Below are 14,982 nucleotides of genomic sequence, written 5' to 3'. Positions count from 1 at the left end.
GGCCGTCCTGCTCGTCGCCGGGGGTGTCACGGCGGCGCTGCTGCACCGCCAGGACGAGCGGACGCCGCCGTCCGGCGTCGGAGGTGGCGCGACCGCCACCCGGCCGGCCGCGTTCGCCTGCGCGGCCCCTCCGCCACCGGCGGCCACCCCGGTGCCGTTGGTGTCGCCGCCCAGCGACGCGCGGTACGGGCTGCGCGACGGTTGGACCTGGCACGTCGACCCGGCCGGTTTCCGCATCGCGGCGCCGGTGGCCTGGGCACGCTGGACCGAAGGGGCGGTGACCTGCTTCCGGGAGCCCAGCGGGGCCCGGGTGCTCAGCGTCGAGGCGGGCCCGCCGCAGGTCGATCCGGTGGCGCACTGGAAGGCCGAGGAGAGGCGGCTCGTCGGCGGTGACGCGCTGCCGGGCTACCGCAAGCTGGACATCTCGGCGCTCGACGTCTTCGACGGCGGGGCCCTCTGGGAGTGCAGTTGGGAGAACGCGGCCGGCGAGCGGGTGCACAGCATCCGGCTGCTCGCCAACACCTCGGCCGGACGCGCCTACACCGTCTCGTGGTTGACAAAAGAGTTCGACTGGCAGGTCAACGCGGCATACTTCGTGATGATCCGGCAGAGCTTCACGCCCACCCTCTGACACTGTCCGTTGTGGACGGCCCGACTGACGCCCCTGCGACACCGGCGCTGGCTACAGTGGCGTAGTTTTGGCGCTCAAGATCCCTGGGGAGGGTGAGCCGAGATGATGGGACCGTCGCACGCGCTGTCCGGCGCGGCGGTATGGCTGGCCGGGTCGTGGGCGCTGGACCAGTTCGCCGACTACCACCAGTCGCCGCTGGCGCTGGCGGTCGGCACGGCGGTGTGCGCGGGCGGGGCGCTCTTTCCCGACCTCGACCTGTCCGGCAAGGTGACCCGCAACCAGGGTGGCGCCACCGTCGCCCGCACGTTCGGGGTCTTCTCGCTCTTCGTCGCCGAGGTGATGGAGAAGATCTCGCTCGGTGTCTACTACGCGACGAAGCTCAGCAAGGATCCGCGTCGCAACAACGGGCACCGGACCCTCACCCACACGCTTCCGTTCACGGCCCTAGTCGGCTGGGGCACCACCGCCCTCTGCGCCGCGTACGGCAAGTGGGCGGTGATCACGATCCTGTTCTTCATGTTCGGTCTCGCCCTGCGCGGGCTCTTCGACGAGTGGGCCGAACGGGCCGGCTGGGTGATCGTGACGCTCGCGTCGGCCGGCGCAGCCTGGTTCACCTTCGCCAACCTGCCGGGCGGGCGGGGCTATCCCCTGATCGGCACGGCCGTCGGGGTGGGCTGCCTCGTGCACATCCTCGGCGACATGATCACCAGAGCCGGGGTGCCGATCCTCTGGCCGATCCCGATCCGCCGACGCATGTGGACGATGATCGGCCTGCCCAACAGCATCGCCCTGCGCACCGGCAGCAAGACCGAGGTGGTCGTGCTGCGGGCCGTGCTGACCGTGGTCTCGGTGCTCGCCACCGCCGGCCTGGTCGCGCCATCGGTGCTGCAACGGTTCAACATCGACGTATGACCGAGGCCGCCCCCGCGTCGAGCCGGCCGTCACCGCCGGCCGAGGACGCGCGGGTGCCGGAGTTCTGGCGCGCGCTGGGGCTGCCCGGGCTGGCGGACGTGCACGTGCACTTCCTGCCGCCGAGGCTGCTGCGCCGCGTGTGGGAGTACTTCGACGCCGCCGGCCCGCTGGTCGGCACCGAATGGCCGATCCGCTACCGGTGGAGCGACGCGGACCGCGTCGCCCACCTGCGCCGCCTCGGGGTACGCGCGTTCAGCGCGCTGGCGTACCCCCACCGACCGGGCATGGCGGCGGACCTCAACCGCTGGACGTTGCAGTTCGCCCGGGACACCCCGGGCTGCCTGCCCTCGGCGACCTTCTTCCCCGAGCCCGGCGCCGCCGCGTACGTCGAGGCCGCGCTGGCCGACGGTGCCCGCCTGTTCAAGGTGCACGTGCAGGTCGGCGGCTTCTCCCCCACCGACCCGGCACTGGACGAGGTGTGGGGGACGCTCACCGACGCCGAGGTGCCGGTGGTCGTGCACGCCGGGCACGCCCCGGTGGGAACCACACACACCGGGCCCGCCCCGTTCGCCGACCTGCTCGCACGGCACCCCCGGCTGACCGCGGTGGTGGCGCACCTCGGTGCGCCGGACTACCGGGCCTTCCTCGACCTCGCCGACGCGTACGAGCGGGTCCGGCTGGACACCACGATGGCGTTCACGCCGTTCTTCGACAGGTTCGTGCCCTTTCCCGCCGACGAGTTGCCCCGGCTGCGCGACCTGGGCCTCGCCGGCAAGGTGCTGCTCGGCAGCGACTTCCCCAACATCCCCTACCCGTACGCCGACCAACTGACCGGGCTGGCCCGGCTGGACCTCGGTGACGACTGGCTACGCGCGGTCTGCTGGAACAACGCGGCCACCCTGTTCGACCTGCCCTGAAGCGCCCAGCCGAGGCCGCCACAACCGGGCCCGCCGCGCCCCACGCCCCGCGCCCCGCGCCCGCGCCCGCGCCCGCGCCCGCGCCCAAGATCGTGCTCGATCCTTGATGTAGTGGCCTCCCCACGATTCGAGGGGACTATTTCCAGGATCGAGCGCGATCATGGCCAGCGGCGCACCGCCCAGCGGCAGCACGGCAACGCAGCGGCAGCGCGGCAGGACGGCGGCGCGGCAGGACGGCGGCGCGGCAGGACGGCGGGGGCGGCTCAGGAGGCGGGGTCGGGGGGCCCGACTTGTTTTCGACATCGGCTATTGACGTCGCCGTAACAGGTGGCCTAGCGTCTGTCGAACCGCTTCGTCGAAACGCTTCGACGATCATTCGGGAGCGATCCCACGCCGGGCCGGAGGAGGTGCGCGGTGGCCACGATGCACGACGTCGCCCGCCTTGCGCAGGTCTCGGTCAGCACCGTGTCGTACGTGCTCACCGGCACCCGGCCGATCTCGCAGGCCACCCGGGAGAAGGTGCTCGCCGCGATGGCCGAGCTCGACTACCAGCCCAACGCCATGGCCCGCGGGCTGGCCAGCCGGCGCAGCCGCATCCTGGGCCTGCTGATGCCGATGGACGAGCGCGGCCTGGGCGCCACCGAGACGGCGTTCGTCACCGGCGCCGCCGCCGCGGCCAGCGCGGTCGGCTATCACCTGGTGCTCTCGCCGGTCGGCGGCGGCAACCTCGACGACCTGCGGCGGCTGGCCAGCCAGCGGATGCTCGACGGCGTCGTGCTGATGGAGGTGCAGCTCGCCGACGAGCGGGTCACCGTGCTCCAGGAGGCGGGCGTGCCGCTGGTGCTGATCGGGCGCACCGGCGACACCACCGGGCTCTCCTACGTCGACATCGACTTCGAGCAGACCGTGCGGGAGGCCGTCGCGCACCTGGTCGGCCTGGGACACCGTCGGATCGTCTACGTCAACCACTCGGCCGCCACGCTGGCCAGCGGCTACGGTCCCGCGTTGCGCACCCGGGACGCGTTCGTCGCGGCGATGACCGGGCACGGTCTGGAGCCGGTCATGATCCCGGCCGAGGACAGCGCCGCGGGCGGGCGGGCCGCCCTGGCCGCCGCCTTCGCGCGGACGCCGGAGCTGACCGCCGTGCTGGCGATGAACGAGACCGCGATCTTCGGCATCCTCGGCGAGCTGACCGGACGGGGGCTGTCGGTGCCCGCCGACGTCTCGGTCGTCTCGATGGTCACCTCGCCACAGGTCGCCGAGCTGGCCACCCCGGCGCTGACCGCGATGACGTCGCCCGGGTCGGCCCTGGGCCGGATCGCGATCGAGGCGCTGGTGCGCCACCTGGACGGGCCCGGTCACGAGCGCCACCAGCAACTGCTGCCGTGCGCGCTGGAGATCCGGGGATCGACCGCCGGGCCACGACGGCCGGCTCCGGTCAGCACCGAACCGTCTCCGACGAGCGGGGGCTGACCAGCCAGAACGGCCCGCCGCCGCGCGGCAACGCGACGACGGGCCCAGTGAGATACCGGGCTCGATACTCAACGAGGAGGATAGCAATGCAGCGATTCCGCCGGATCGTCGCGGCGATCGCCCTGGCGGCGACCGCGACGACCACCGTGGCCGCGTGCGGCGGCGGCGAGAGCGAGGACGACAGCGGGGCCAAGACCCTCAAGCTCTGGCACTACGAGAGCGAGAACAGCGCGATGGGGGTCGGCTGGAACAAGGCGATCGAGATCTTCAAGGCCGAGCACCCGGGCGTCGAGGTGCGCTTCGAGCGCAAGGCGTTCGAGCAGATCCAGCAGAACGCCGGCATGATCATCAACTCGTCCGAGGGCCCGGACATCATGGAGTACAACAAGGGCAACGCGACGGCCGGCCTGCTGTCGTCGCAGGGTCTGCTCACGGATCTGAGCGCCGAGGCCGACAAGCGCGGCTGGGCCGGCAAGCTCAGCCCGAGCCTGCAGACCACCGCCCGGTACAGCGACAAGGGCGTGATGGGGTCGGGCAACTGGTTCGGCGTGCCGAACTACGGCGAGTACGTCACGGTCTACTACAACAAGGACCTGTTCGACCGCAACGGCGTCAAGGTGCCGACCAGCATGGCGGAGATGACCGCCGCGATGGACACCTTCGTCAGCAAGAAGATCACCCCGTTGGGCATGGCCGGCGCGGAGTACCCGGCCGGGCAGCTCTTCTACCAGTTGGCGCTGTCCAAGGCCGACCGGCAGTTCGTCGACAACTACCAGCTCTACAAGAACCCGGTCGACTTCAAGGCCGACCCGCTGAAGTACGGCGCGGACACCTTCGCCGAGTGGGTGCGCAAGGGCTACGTGGCCAAGAACTCGGCGAGCCTCAAGGCCGAGGACATGGGCACCGCGTTCATCGCCGGCAAGACCCCGATGATCGTCTCGGGCAGCTGGTGGTACGGCCGGTTCAAGACCGAGATGAAGGCCAACTGGGACACGTTCCTCTTCCCCGGCAACACCCTCAACGCCGGGTCGTCGGGCAACATCTGGGTGGTTCCGTCGAACAGCAAGGCCAAGAGCCTGGCGTACGACTTCATCGACATCACCCTGCGTCCGGAGATCCAGGACCTGATCGGCAACAACGGTGGCGTCCCGGTCGCCGCCGACGCGTCGAAGATCAGCGACCCGAAGGACCGCAAGCTGATCGAGGATTTCAACACGGTCAGCAAGTCCGACGGCCTGGCCTTCTACCCGGACTGGCCGGTGCCCGGCTACTACGACGTGCTGGTCGGCGGCTTCCAGGGCCTGATCAACGGGTCGAAGTCCCCCGACCAGGTGCTCGACACGATCGCCAAGCCGTACGCCGATGGCGTCAAGGAGATCACCGGCAAGTGACACGGCGAGCGGCGGGCACGACCGGCACGACCGGCGTGCCCGCCCGCCCCGCCGGGAAGGATCTTCCATGGCAGTCTCCGAAACCGTCGCCGCCCCACAGCCGACGGCGACCCCCACCCCGCGCAAGCCCCGCCGCGGACCGCGCGGCCGCAACGCGGCGTACTGGCTCTACCTGCTCCCCGGAGCGCTGCTGTTCGTCCTGGTCATCGGCGCTCCCCTGGTCGGCACCGGTTACCTGTCGCTGACCAAGTGGTCCGGCATCGGCGACCCCACCTTTGTGGGGTTCGACAACTACCAGCGCCTGCTGCACGACGAGGTGTTCTGGGCGTCGTTCCGCAACACCGTGGCGATGATCGTCGCGATGGTGGTGGTGCCCACCCTGCTCGGGCTGCTGCTCGCCTCGGTGCTCTTCGACGTCATCGGGCGCCGGTTCAAGCCGCGTACCGCCGCCGCGCTGCGGGCCGCGTTCTACCTGCCGCAGGTGCTGCCCGTGGTGGTGGCCGGCATCGTCTGGGGTTGGATCCTGCGCCCCGACGGCGCGTTCAACAGCCTGCTCGACGCGGTAGGTCTCGGCGCGCTGCGCCACGACTGGCTCGGCGACCCGGGCACCGCCCTGCCGGCCGTCATGGCGGTGATGATCTGGGTGCAGATCGGCTACCCGGTGGTCGTGTTCATGGCGGCGTTGCAGCGGGTCGACCCGGAGTTGTACGAGGCGGCCGAGGTCGACGGCGCGAACTGGCTGCACCGGTTCCGGGCGATCACGCTCCCGCAGATCCGGCCGGAGACCTTCGTGGTCGCGTTGACCTGCACCATCGCCGCGTTGAAGGTGTTCGGGCCGATCTTCGCGCTGACCCGGGGCGGCCCGGAGAACGCCACCAACGTGCCGTCGTACTTCGCGTACTACACGTTCTTCAAGAAACTCCAGGTCGGCTACGGCTCCGCGATCTCCACAGTGCTCACGCTGATCATCGTCGTGGTGGCCGTGATCTTCATCTGGATGCAGGCGCGCAGCGAGCGCCGGGACCGGGGGTTCTGACATGGCCGTCACGCTCACGCCGGCGCCCACGCCGGCGCGCCGGCCGGTCCGCGACCGGCACCACCGCGGCGTCAGCCGCTGGGTCGTGCTCGTGCTGGTCACCCTCGGCGCGCTCGTCATGCTGGTGCCGTTCGCGTTCATGCTGCTCAACGCGTTCAAGTCGCCCGGCGACTATTCGTCGGGCGGGCCGCTGAGCTGGCCGGGCGAGTTCTACACCAAGGGTCTGCGGACGTACTGGACCGAGGTGAACTTCCCCCTCAAGCTGTGGAACTCGGCGCTCATCGCCGGCTCGGTGGCGGTGCTCGGCGTCGTCGTGTCCCTGCTCAACGCGTACGCCCTGGGCATCGGCCGGGTCCGCGGCCGGCTGTGGATCGTCGGGTTGTTCCTGCTGGCCAACATGCTGCCGCAGGAGGCGCTGATCTACCCGCTGTACTACGTGGCGAAGGAGATCGGCCTCTACAACACCCGGCTCTCGGTGATCATCATCTTCACGGTGATCCAGAGCGCCTTCGGCACGTACCTGCTGGCCTCGGTCCTGGGTACGTTCCCGCGCTCGCTGCTGGAGGCCGCCGCGCTCGACGGCGCCGGCAAGTGGACGGTGCTGTGGCGGGTGGTCTTCCCCAACCTGCGACCCACGCTCGCCGTTCTCCTCATCTTCTTCTTCATCTGGACCTGGAACGAGTTCCTCATCCCGCTGGTCATGCTCATCGACAACCAGACGCAGACCATCCCGGTCGCGCTCGCGTCGTTGCAGGGCGACCGGCTGATGGACGCCCCGACGACCAACGCCGGAGCGTTGATCAGCCTGGTGCCGGCCATCCTCTTCTTCCTCATCTTCCAGCGCACTCTGGCGCGCGGCATCACGGCAGGAGCCGAGAAGTGAAGTTCACCGACGGGTACTGGCAACTGCGCCCGGGGGTCAGCGTGCTGCGCCCCGGCACAGTGGAATCGGTCGAGCCGGACGAGCGCGGCTTCACCGTCTTCGCGCCGGCCGGTCAGATCACCGGTCGGGGCGACACCCTGAACCGGCCCGTCGTCACTGTCCGGTTCTTCTCCCCCGCCCCCGGCGTCGTCGGGGTGACCATCGGCCACCACAGCGGCGGCCTGCCCCGCGAGCCGCACTTCGGGTTGACCACCGACGACACGCACCCGGTCACCGTCGACATCACCGGCATCACCGCGTCGCTGACCACCGGCGAACTGACCGCCCGGGTGGCGCTCATCGACGGCTGGCGGGTCGAGTTCCTGCACGGCGACCGGCTGATCACCGCGTCCACCGCGCGCAGCGTCGGCATCGTGACCGACGGGGAGGGCCGCCGGTACGTGCACGAGCGGCTCGCCCTCGGCGTCGGCGAGACGGTGTATGGGTTGGGTGAGCGCTTCGGCCCGTTCGTGAAGAACGGCCAGACCGTCGACATCTGGAACGCCGACGGCGGCACCGCCAGCGAGCAGGCGTACAAGAACGTGCCGTTCTATCTGAGCAGCGCCGGCTACGGGGTCTTCGTGGACCACCCGGAGCACGTGTCGTTCGAGGTCGGCTCGGAGGTCGTGGCGCAGAACCAGTTCAGCGTCGAGGGTCAGTCGCTCACCTACCACGTCATCGACGGGCCCACCCCGAAGGACGTGCTGCGGCGGTACACGGCGCTGACCGGCCGGCCGGCCCGGGTGCCCGCCTGGTCGTACGGGCTGTGGCTGTCCACGTCGTTCACCACGTCGTACGACGAGAAGACGGTGACCGAGTTCGTCGACGGGATGGCCGAGCGGAACCTGCCGCTGTCGGTGTTCCACTTCGACTGCTTCTGGATGCGCCAGTTCCACTGGGTCGACTTCATCTGGGACCCGGCGACCTTCCCCGACCCCGAGGGGATGCTGCGCCGGCTGCACGAGCGCGACCTGAAGGTGTGCGTCTGGATCAACCCGTACATCGCGCAGCGCTCGTACCTCTTCGAGGAGGGCCGCCAGGCCGGCTACCTGGTCCGCAACCCGGACGGTTCGGTCTGGCAGTGGGACAAGTGGCAGGCCGGCATGGCCCTCGTCGACTTCACCAACCCGGACGCGGTCCGCTGGTTCACCGGCAAGCTCAAGGTCCTGCTGGACATGGGCGTCGACTGCTTCAAGACCGACTTCGGCGAGCGCATCCCCACCGACGTGGTGTGGCACGACGGCTCGGACCCGCAGCGGATGCACAACTACTACGCCTACCTCTACAACAAGGCCGTCTTCGAGCTGCTGGAGACCGAGCGGGGCGAGGGCGAGGCGGTGGTGTTCGCCCGCTCGGCCACCACCGGCGGGCAGCAGTTCCCGGTGCACTGGGGCGGCGACTGCGAGGCGACGTTCGTCGCGATGGCCGAGTCGCTGCGCGGCGGGCTGTCCCTGGCGTCGTCCGGTTTCGGCTACTGGAGCCACGACATCGGCGGCTTCGAGGGCACGCCCGACCCGGCCGTGTTCAAGCGGTGGATCGCCTTCGGGCTGCTCTCCTCGCACTCCCGGCTGCATGGCTCCGGCTCGTACCGGGTGCCGTGGGCGTACGACGAGGAGGCCGTCGACGTGCTGCGGCACTTCACCCGGCTCAAGCTCAGCCTGATGCCGTACCTGGCCGCCACCGCGCAGGAGGCGCACCACGACGGCATCCCGGTGATGCGCCCGATGATCGTGGAGTTCCCGGACGACCCGGCCGCGGCGCACCTGGACCGGCAGTACATGCTCGGCCCGGACGTGCTGGTCGCGCCCGTGCTCAGCGCCGACGGCCAGGTCACCTACTATGTGCCGGCCGGCACGTGGACGCACCTCGTGACCGGCGCGCAGCTCACCGGCCCGGCCTGGGTCACCGAGAAGCACGAGTTCGACAGTCTGCCGGTGCTCGTCCGGCCGGGCGCGGTGATCCCGTTCGGATCGCGCTCCGACCGGCCCGACTACGACTGGGCGGACGGCGTGCAACTGCGCCTCTACGCTCCGGCGGAGGGGCAACGGCAACGGGTGCGGATCCCGTCGCCCGGCGAGGGGCCGGGCGCGGAGTTCGAGGTGAGCTTCCGCGACGGCGTGGCCACCGCGGAACTGGTGGCGGGTGACTCGTCGGCGTACCACTGCGTGGTCGCCGGGACGGAGGTAGCAGGACGATGACGGGACGCACCTTTCCGGAGAGCTTCCTCTGGGGCTCGGCGACGGCGGCGTACCAGATCGAGGGCGCGGCCACCGAGGACGGCCGGGGGCCGTCCATCTGGGACACCTACAGCCACACACCCGGTCGGACGCTGAACGGCGACACCGGCGACGTGGCCGCCGACCACTACCACCGCTGGCCGCAGGACCTCGACCACATCGCCGAGCTGGGCCTGGGCGCGTACCGTTTCTCGATCTCCTGGCCGCGGGTGCAGCCGGGCGGGTCCGGGCGGTTCAACCAGGCCGGCCTGGACTTCTACTCCCGGCTGGTCGACGGCCTGCTGAAGCGCGGCGTCCGCCCGGTCGCCACCATGTACCACTGGGACCTGCCGCAGGAGCTGGAGGACGCCGGTGGGTGGCCGGTGCGGGACACGGCGCTGCGCTTCGAGGAGTACGCGTCGGGGATCGTCGCCGCGCTCGGCGACAGGGTGCACACCTGGACCACGCTGAACGAGCCGTGGTGCTCGGCGTACCTGGGCTACGGCTCGGGCGTGCACGCTCCGGGGCGGACCGAGCCGGCGGCCGCGCTGGCGGCGGTGCACCACCTGAACCTCGCACACGGCCTGGCCGGCCGGGTGGTCCGGGAGCTGGCCCCGACCGCCGAGTTGTCGGTGACGCTGAACCTGCACGTGATCCGCCCGGCGTCCGACTCGGCGGCGGACGTCGACGCGGCCCGCCGCATCGACGCGCTGGCCAACCGGGCGTTCCTCAACCCGATGCTGAACGGGGCGTACCCGGCCGACCTGCTGGCCGACACGGCGGGCGTCACCGACTGGTCGTTCGTGCGCCAGGGCGACGAGAAGGTGGCAGCCGTTCCCCTGGACGTGGTCGGTGTCAACTACTACTCCAGCACCCTGGTCCGCGCCTGGGACGGGCACTCGGCCCGCTCGGACGCTGACGGTCACGGCGCGTCGGCACACTCGCCGTGGGTCGGCGCCGACGACGTCGACTTCCTGCCACAGCCCGGCCCGTACACGGCGATGGGGTGGAACATCGACCCGCCGGCCCTGACCGAGCTGCTGCTGCGGCTGGGCCGGGAATACCCGGGGCAGCCGCTGATGATCACCGAGAACGGCGCTGCCTTCGACGACGTCGTGTCGGCCGACGGCCGGATCCACGACGACCGGCGGATCGACTATCTGCGCCGGCACATCTCGGCCGTGGCGGACGCCCGCGAGCAGGGCGTGGACGTGCGGGGCTACTTCGTCTGGTCGCTGCTGGACAACTTCGAGTGGGGTTACGGCTACGACCGCCGGTTCGGGATCATCCGGGTCGACTACGACACGCAGGAACGCATCTGGAAGGACAGCGCGCACTGGTACGGGCGGCTCGCGGCCACCGGTCGTCTCGACTGAGCCGTCCCGCACGGTGTCACTATCCGTGGGTAGCGCGTCATGGCGCCACGCCGGTCGCCCCGACAGACTCAGGGCATGGTTGAGCGCGTCACAGTCGTCGCCTTCGGGGGTGTGCAGTCCCTCGACGTCGCCGGGCCGTGGGAGGTCCTCGCGGGGGCGAACCGGTATCGGACCGCACACGGTGACGAGCGGGCGTACGACCTGAGGCTGGTGGGCACGGAGGCCGAAGTGGCGTCCGAGAGCGGCCTCGTCATGGTGGCCGGTGCGCTCGGAGAGCCCGTCAGCAGCGGCACCCTCGTCGTCCCCGGTGGCCGTACGGCGGCCGCCGGGGACGAGCACGACGAGCACGACGACCTCGTCGCCTGGTTGCGGGGCTGCCGGCCGACCCGCCTGGTGTCGATCTGCTCCGGGGCGTTCCTCTGCGCACGGGCCGGACTGCTCAGTGGTCGCCGGGTGGCCACCCACTGGTCGCTGTCCCAGGAGCTCGCTCGGCGGTTCTCCGACCTCACCGTCGACCACGACGCCCTCTACGTCCACGACGGTCCGGTCTGGACGTCCGGCGGTGTCACCTCGGGAATCGATCTGGCGCTTGCCGTCGTGGCGGCCGATCACGGAGCACGGGTCGCGCAGGAGATCGCGCGCTGGCTCGTGATGTTCCTGCACCGGCCCGGCCAGCAGGCACAGTTCTCCGGCCCGGTGTGGCTGGAACGCGCCACCGACCGGCGGGTGGCCGCCGTGCAACGTGCCATCGACGCCGATCCGGCCGCCACCCACCGGGTCGACGATCTCGCCGCGCAGCTCGCCATGTCACCCCGGCACTTCCAGCGTCTCTTCGCTCGGGAGACGGGGCTCACCGTCGGGCGCTACCGCACCGAACTGCGTCTGGAGACCGCCAAACGCCTTCTGGTGCAGTCCGACCTCGCCCTCGACGTCGTGGCGGTCCGGGCGGGATTCGGTTCCGCCGAGTCGCTCCGACGTGTCTTCGGCGAACGGCTCGGTACGACGCCGGGCGCGTTCCGCGCACGCTTCTCGACTCTCTGACCGGAAGGAACCTCTGGTGACCCACGTCGTCATTCCGCTGTACGACCGTTTCACCGCCCTGGACGTCATCGGCGTCTACCAGCCACTGGCCCTCACCCCGGGCATCGACGTGGTCCTGGTGGCCGAACGCCCCGGTCCCGTCCGCGACGACTGCGCGATGCTCTCCCTCGTGGCCGAGGCCGCGCTCGACGACGTGCGGGCGGCCGACGTCCTCGTCGTGCCGGGTGGGCCGGGGACCGGTCCCGCTCTCACCGGCCCCCTGCCGGCGTGGATCAGGCGGATCCACGCCACGACGACGTTCACGACCTCCGTGTGTTCCGGCTCGCTCCTGCTCGGGGCGGCCGGACTGCTGCGGGGACGACGGGGCACCAGCCACTACCGGGTGGCGCAGAAGCTGGTCCACTTCGGTGCCGAGCCGACGGACCAGCGGGTGGTCGAGGAGCCCGGCGCGCGCATCATCACGGCCGCCGGCGTGTCGAGTGGCATCGACATGGGGCTGAGACTCGTCGAACTCCTCACGGACCGCACGACGGCGCAGGCGGTGCAGCTGTGGATGGAGTACGACCCGCAGCCGCCCTTCGACAGCGGCCACCCCTCCCGCGCGACCCCCGAGGTGATCGCACGAGCGGCGGCGTACGAGAGCGCAGGCAGAGTGGCCCGATGACCTGGCCCTAGACCCCGACGCGCTGCGGCGGGACGGTGAGGCCGTAGAGCGCCATCAGCTCCGGGGTGTCGACGCGACTGCCGTCGGCCACCGAGTCGCAGGCGATGTCGACGATCTGGTCCTTGTGCGCCAACAGGTACGGCCGAGCGCCCACGTCCGCGCTGGCCAGCGTCGCGATGCCGGGCCAGTGCCGGCGGCCGAACAGCATCGGGTACCCGCGCAGCCCGTCGTAGGTGGCGCACACCAGCACATCCGGGTACGGCAGCGCGGCCACCCGGCGGACCGCCGCTGCGGTCAGGCCCGGCATGTCGACGGGCACCACCACCACCGCCTCGATCCCCGCGTCGTCCATGGCGGCCAGACCGGCGCGGATGGACGAGCCGACCCCGGTGCCCCACGCCTTGTTGATCACAACGGTCGCCTTGCCCAGGTCGGCGGTCTCCCGGACCTGGTCGGCGGCGGCCCCCAGCACGACCACGATCTGCTCGCAGCCGGCCTCGGTCATCGTGTCGATCATCTGGTTGACCAGGGGCTTTTCTCCCTGGTGCAACAGCGCTTCGGGACCGCCGATGCGGCGCCCCCCACCTGCGGCGATGATCATTCCTGCGATCCGGTTCAGCTGCGCCCCCTCAAGCACGGGACCGACCGTGACGGCCGGCCCCCTCCTACGGACACTGCAACGAGGAGGGCCTCGCACGAGTGGCGGGGCAAAACGGAGAAATAGCGCAACCGTTACACGCCAGACAGTTGCGCCGGGGGATCAATTGATCATTGGGCGCACTCCGGGGTAGCGGAGGTGTTCGGGTCGGCCTTTGCTCTGCTTCAACCCACGCAACACGGAGGGCCCGAAAGTGTTGCGTGGGTTGAAGCAGAGCAAAGGGAACGGCACGTAGGTGGCCCCTCGTCCGACACCCGGTGCGGGCACCCGACGTCAGGGGCGGTCATCAGAGGGTTGTCACCAGGATTCAGACCCTTGACGCAGCGGCGGCGACCTACTTCTCGTCAGTGGACAACGGCAGGGCAGTGGCCGCCGGTCAGGCCGCGTCGGCGTAGCAGTCGACGATGGACAGATCCAGGGGGAAGCGCACCGGGGTGTCGCCGAACAGCAGCGCGGTGGCCCGCTCACCCGCCCTGCTCACCGCCGCCGCCACGGCCTCGGCCTGATCGGCCGGACAGTGCGCCATCACCTCGTCGTGCTGAAAGAAGACCAGCTCGGCGTCGGTGCCGGCCAGCTCGGCCCGCAGCGTGGCCAGCAGCGTCGAGGCCCACTCCGCGGCGGTGGCCTGGATGACGAAGTTGCGGGTGAAGCGCCCCCGGGAGCGGGCGGCCCGCGCCCGGGGGCTCTGCCGATCGGACGCGGCGTCCGGATCGGTCGGCCCTTCGTCGGGGTCACCGAGCCCGACCGAGCCGGGTGGGCAGGTGCGCCCCAGCCACGAGCGCACCAACCCGCCCGCCTCGCCGGTGCGCGCCGCCGCCTCGACATAGCCGAACGCCGTCGGGTAGCTGCGTTTGAGCACCGCGAGCGCGGGCACCGCCGCACCGCCGGTCTGCCCGTACATGGCACCGAGCAGGGCCACCTTGGCGCGGGGACGGTCACCACCGAACGAGTCCCGGGCGAGCGCGGCGTACAGGTCACCGGCGCCGCCCGCCGCCGCCAGCCGATCGTCCCCGGAGACCGCCGCCAGGACGCGCGGCTCCAACTGGCCGGCGTCGGCGACCACCAGCCGCCAGCCCGGGTCGGCCACCACCGCCCGGCGGATCACCTTGGGGATCTGCAACGCGCCACCGCCCCGGGTCGCCCAGCGGCCGGAGACCACCCCGCCCGGCACGTACTCCGGCTGGAACCGACCGTCGCGCACCCACTGCTCACGCCAGGACCAGCCGTGCGCCGTCCAGATCCGGTACAGCTCCTTGTATTCCAGAACCAGGGGCACCGCCGGATGGTCCACCCCGCGCAACACCCAGGCCCGGGTGTTGGGCAGCTCCACCCCGGCCCGGGCGAACGCCTTGAGCAACTCGGCCGGGGAGTCGGCGTGCAACTGGCGGACGCCGAACGCGTCGGCGATCCGGGCCGCCAACTCGGCCAACCGGCGCGGCGGCCCACCGACCGGGGACGGCTCCCCCAGCAGCTCGGCGAGGATCGCGTCGTGCACCTCGGCCCGCCAGGGCAGCCCGGCGACGCCCATCTCGACCGCGATCAACGCGCCGGCCGACTCGGCGGCCACCAGCAGCCGGAACCGGCCCGGGTGCTCGGTGGTGGCGAGCCGGGCGACCTGGTCGGCGTACACCCGGGTCAGTGCCTCGATGCCCGGCCCCGGCGGACCGGGCAGGGTGTCGAAGAGCGCGCCCTGGCCGTGCCCGGGCGGCGCGGCGGCGCGCGGCGGCGGGTCGGGCGGCACCGCG

At 71.2% G+C, this 14,982-nt stretch carries 12 protein-coding genes and 1 pseudogene; 11 read left to right on the top strand and 2 right to left on the bottom strand.

Features of this window, described 5'->3' with window-relative positions; translation table 11 throughout:
- The 11 genes and pseudogenes from B0E54_RS30645 to B0E54_RS30595 form a co-directional block, all read left to right on the top strand.
- Positions 1 to 631 (top strand): annotated as a pseudogene (locus B0E54_RS30645) (hypothetical protein); the annotation flags it as partial.
- Between the two features lie 102 nt (positions 632 to 733).
- Positions 734 to 1,543: a metal-dependent hydrolase gene (locus tag B0E54_RS30640; RefSeq protein ID WP_234591164.1), complete on the top strand. Its 810-nt coding sequence runs from the start codon at positions 734 to 736 to the stop codon at positions 1,541 to 1,543.
- Positions 1,540 to 2,460 (top strand): amidohydrolase family protein, encoded by a 921-nt coding sequence (locus tag B0E54_RS30635; protein ID WP_234591162.1) that lies wholly within the window; start codon positions 1,540 to 1,542, stop codon positions 2,458 to 2,460. Before B0E54_RS30640 ends, B0E54_RS30635 begins: the two co-directional genes overlap by 4 nt.
- A gap of 423 nt (positions 2,461 to 2,883) precedes the next feature.
- Complete coding sequence (locus B0E54_RS30630) at positions 2,884 to 3,933, top strand: LacI family DNA-binding transcriptional regulator (RefSeq protein WP_234591169.1); 1,050 nt, start codon at positions 2,884 to 2,886, stop codon at positions 3,931 to 3,933.
- Positions 3,934 to 4,019: 86 nt separating this feature from the next.
- Positions 4,020 to 5,324 (top strand): ABC transporter substrate-binding protein, encoded by a 1,305-nt coding sequence (locus B0E54_RS30625; RefSeq protein ID WP_234591160.1) that lies wholly within the window; start codon positions 4,020 to 4,022, stop codon positions 5,322 to 5,324.
- A gap of 67 nt (positions 5,325 to 5,391) precedes the next feature.
- On the top strand, positions 5,392 to 6,360 hold the full coding sequence (locus B0E54_RS30620; RefSeq protein ID WP_234591156.1) for a carbohydrate ABC transporter permease: 969 nt from the start codon (positions 5,392 to 5,394) through the stop codon (positions 6,358 to 6,360).
- Between the two features lies 1 nt (position 6,361).
- The gene (locus B0E54_RS30615; protein ID WP_234591154.1) at positions 6,362 to 7,243 is read left to right on the top strand and encodes a carbohydrate ABC transporter permease; all 882 of its coding nucleotides are present in this window, start codon (positions 6,362 to 6,364) and stop codon (positions 7,241 to 7,243) included.
- Positions 7,240 to 9,480: an alpha-xylosidase gene (yicI, locus tag B0E54_RS30610; RefSeq protein WP_234591152.1), complete on the top strand. Its 2,241-nt coding sequence runs from the start codon at positions 7,240 to 7,242 to the stop codon at positions 9,478 to 9,480. The genes B0E54_RS30615 and yicI overlap by 4 nt, the downstream gene beginning before the upstream one ends.
- Positions 9,477 to 10,874 (top strand): GH1 family beta-glucosidase, encoded by a 1,398-nt coding sequence (locus tag B0E54_RS30605; protein ID WP_234591149.1) that lies wholly within the window; start codon positions 9,477 to 9,479, stop codon positions 10,872 to 10,874. Before yicI ends, B0E54_RS30605 begins: the two co-directional genes overlap by 4 nt.
- A 75-nt stretch (positions 10,875 to 10,949) precedes the next feature.
- A complete protein-coding gene (locus tag B0E54_RS30600; RefSeq protein WP_234591146.1) occupies positions 10,950 to 11,915 on the top strand; it encodes a GlxA family transcriptional regulator in 966 nt (321 codons plus the stop codon).
- Positions 11,916 to 11,931: 16 nt separating this feature from the next.
- Complete coding sequence (locus B0E54_RS30595; protein WP_234591142.1) at positions 11,932 to 12,579, top strand: DJ-1/PfpI family protein; 648 nt, start codon at positions 11,932 to 11,934, stop codon at positions 12,577 to 12,579.
- Between the two features lie 7 nt (positions 12,580 to 12,586).
- Here B0E54_RS30595 and B0E54_RS30590 read toward each other — a convergent pair whose 3' ends face one another.
- Entirely contained in the window at positions 12,587 to 13,180 is a 594-nt protein-coding gene (locus B0E54_RS30590; RefSeq protein WP_234591166.1) for an NTP transferase domain-containing protein, read from the bottom strand.
- A gap of 433 nt (positions 13,181 to 13,613) precedes the next feature.
- Positions 13,614 to 14,982: bifunctional 3'-5' exonuclease/DNA polymerase (locus B0E54_RS30585; protein WP_234591140.1), on the bottom strand; the 1,369-nt coding region annotated here is incomplete at its 5' end.

Origin of the sequence: Micromonospora sp. MH99 (assembly GCF_021442385.1) — a bacterium.
Classification (GTDB): domain Bacteria; phylum Actinomycetota; class Actinomycetes; order Mycobacteriales; family Micromonosporaceae; genus Micromonospora.
The sequence above is the reverse complement of the archived record's forward strand: the minus strand, read 5'-3'. Positions and strand labels throughout refer to the sequence as shown.

What these genes read in the sequence shown, in the direction of transcription:
- B0E54_RS30640 (WP_234591164.1), top strand. Translation starts at nt 734, where the DNA reads ATGATGGGACCGTCGCACGCGCTGTCCGGCGCGGCGGTATGGCTGGCC.
- B0E54_RS30625 (WP_234591160.1), top strand. Translation starts at nt 4,020, where the DNA reads ATGCAGCGATTCCGCCGGATCGTCGCGGCGATCGCCCTGGCGGCGACC.
- B0E54_RS30635 (WP_234591162.1), top strand. Translation starts at nt 1,540, where the DNA reads ATGACCGAGGCCGCCCCCGCGTCGAGCCGGCCGTCACCGCCGGCCGAG.
- B0E54_RS30615 (WP_234591154.1), top strand. Translation starts at nt 6,362, where the DNA reads ATGGCCGTCACGCTCACGCCGGCGCCCACGCCGGCGCGCCGGCCGGTC.
- B0E54_RS30605 (WP_234591149.1), top strand. Translation starts at nt 9,477, where the DNA reads ATGACGGGACGCACCTTTCCGGAGAGCTTCCTCTGGGGCTCGGCGACG.
- B0E54_RS30600 (WP_234591146.1), top strand. Translation starts at nt 10,950, where the DNA reads ATGGTTGAGCGCGTCACAGTCGTCGCCTTCGGGGGTGTGCAGTCCCTC.
- B0E54_RS30590 (WP_234591166.1), bottom strand. Translation starts at nt 13,180, where the DNA reads ATGATCATCGCCGCAGGTGGGGGGCGCCGCATCGGCGGTCCCGAAGCG.
- B0E54_RS30630 (WP_234591169.1), top strand. Translation starts at nt 2,884, where the DNA reads ATGCACGACGTCGCCCGCCTTGCGCAGGTCTCGGTCAGCACCGTGTCG.
- B0E54_RS30620 (WP_234591156.1), top strand. Translation starts at nt 5,392, where the DNA reads ATGGCAGTCTCCGAAACCGTCGCCGCCCCACAGCCGACGGCGACCCCC.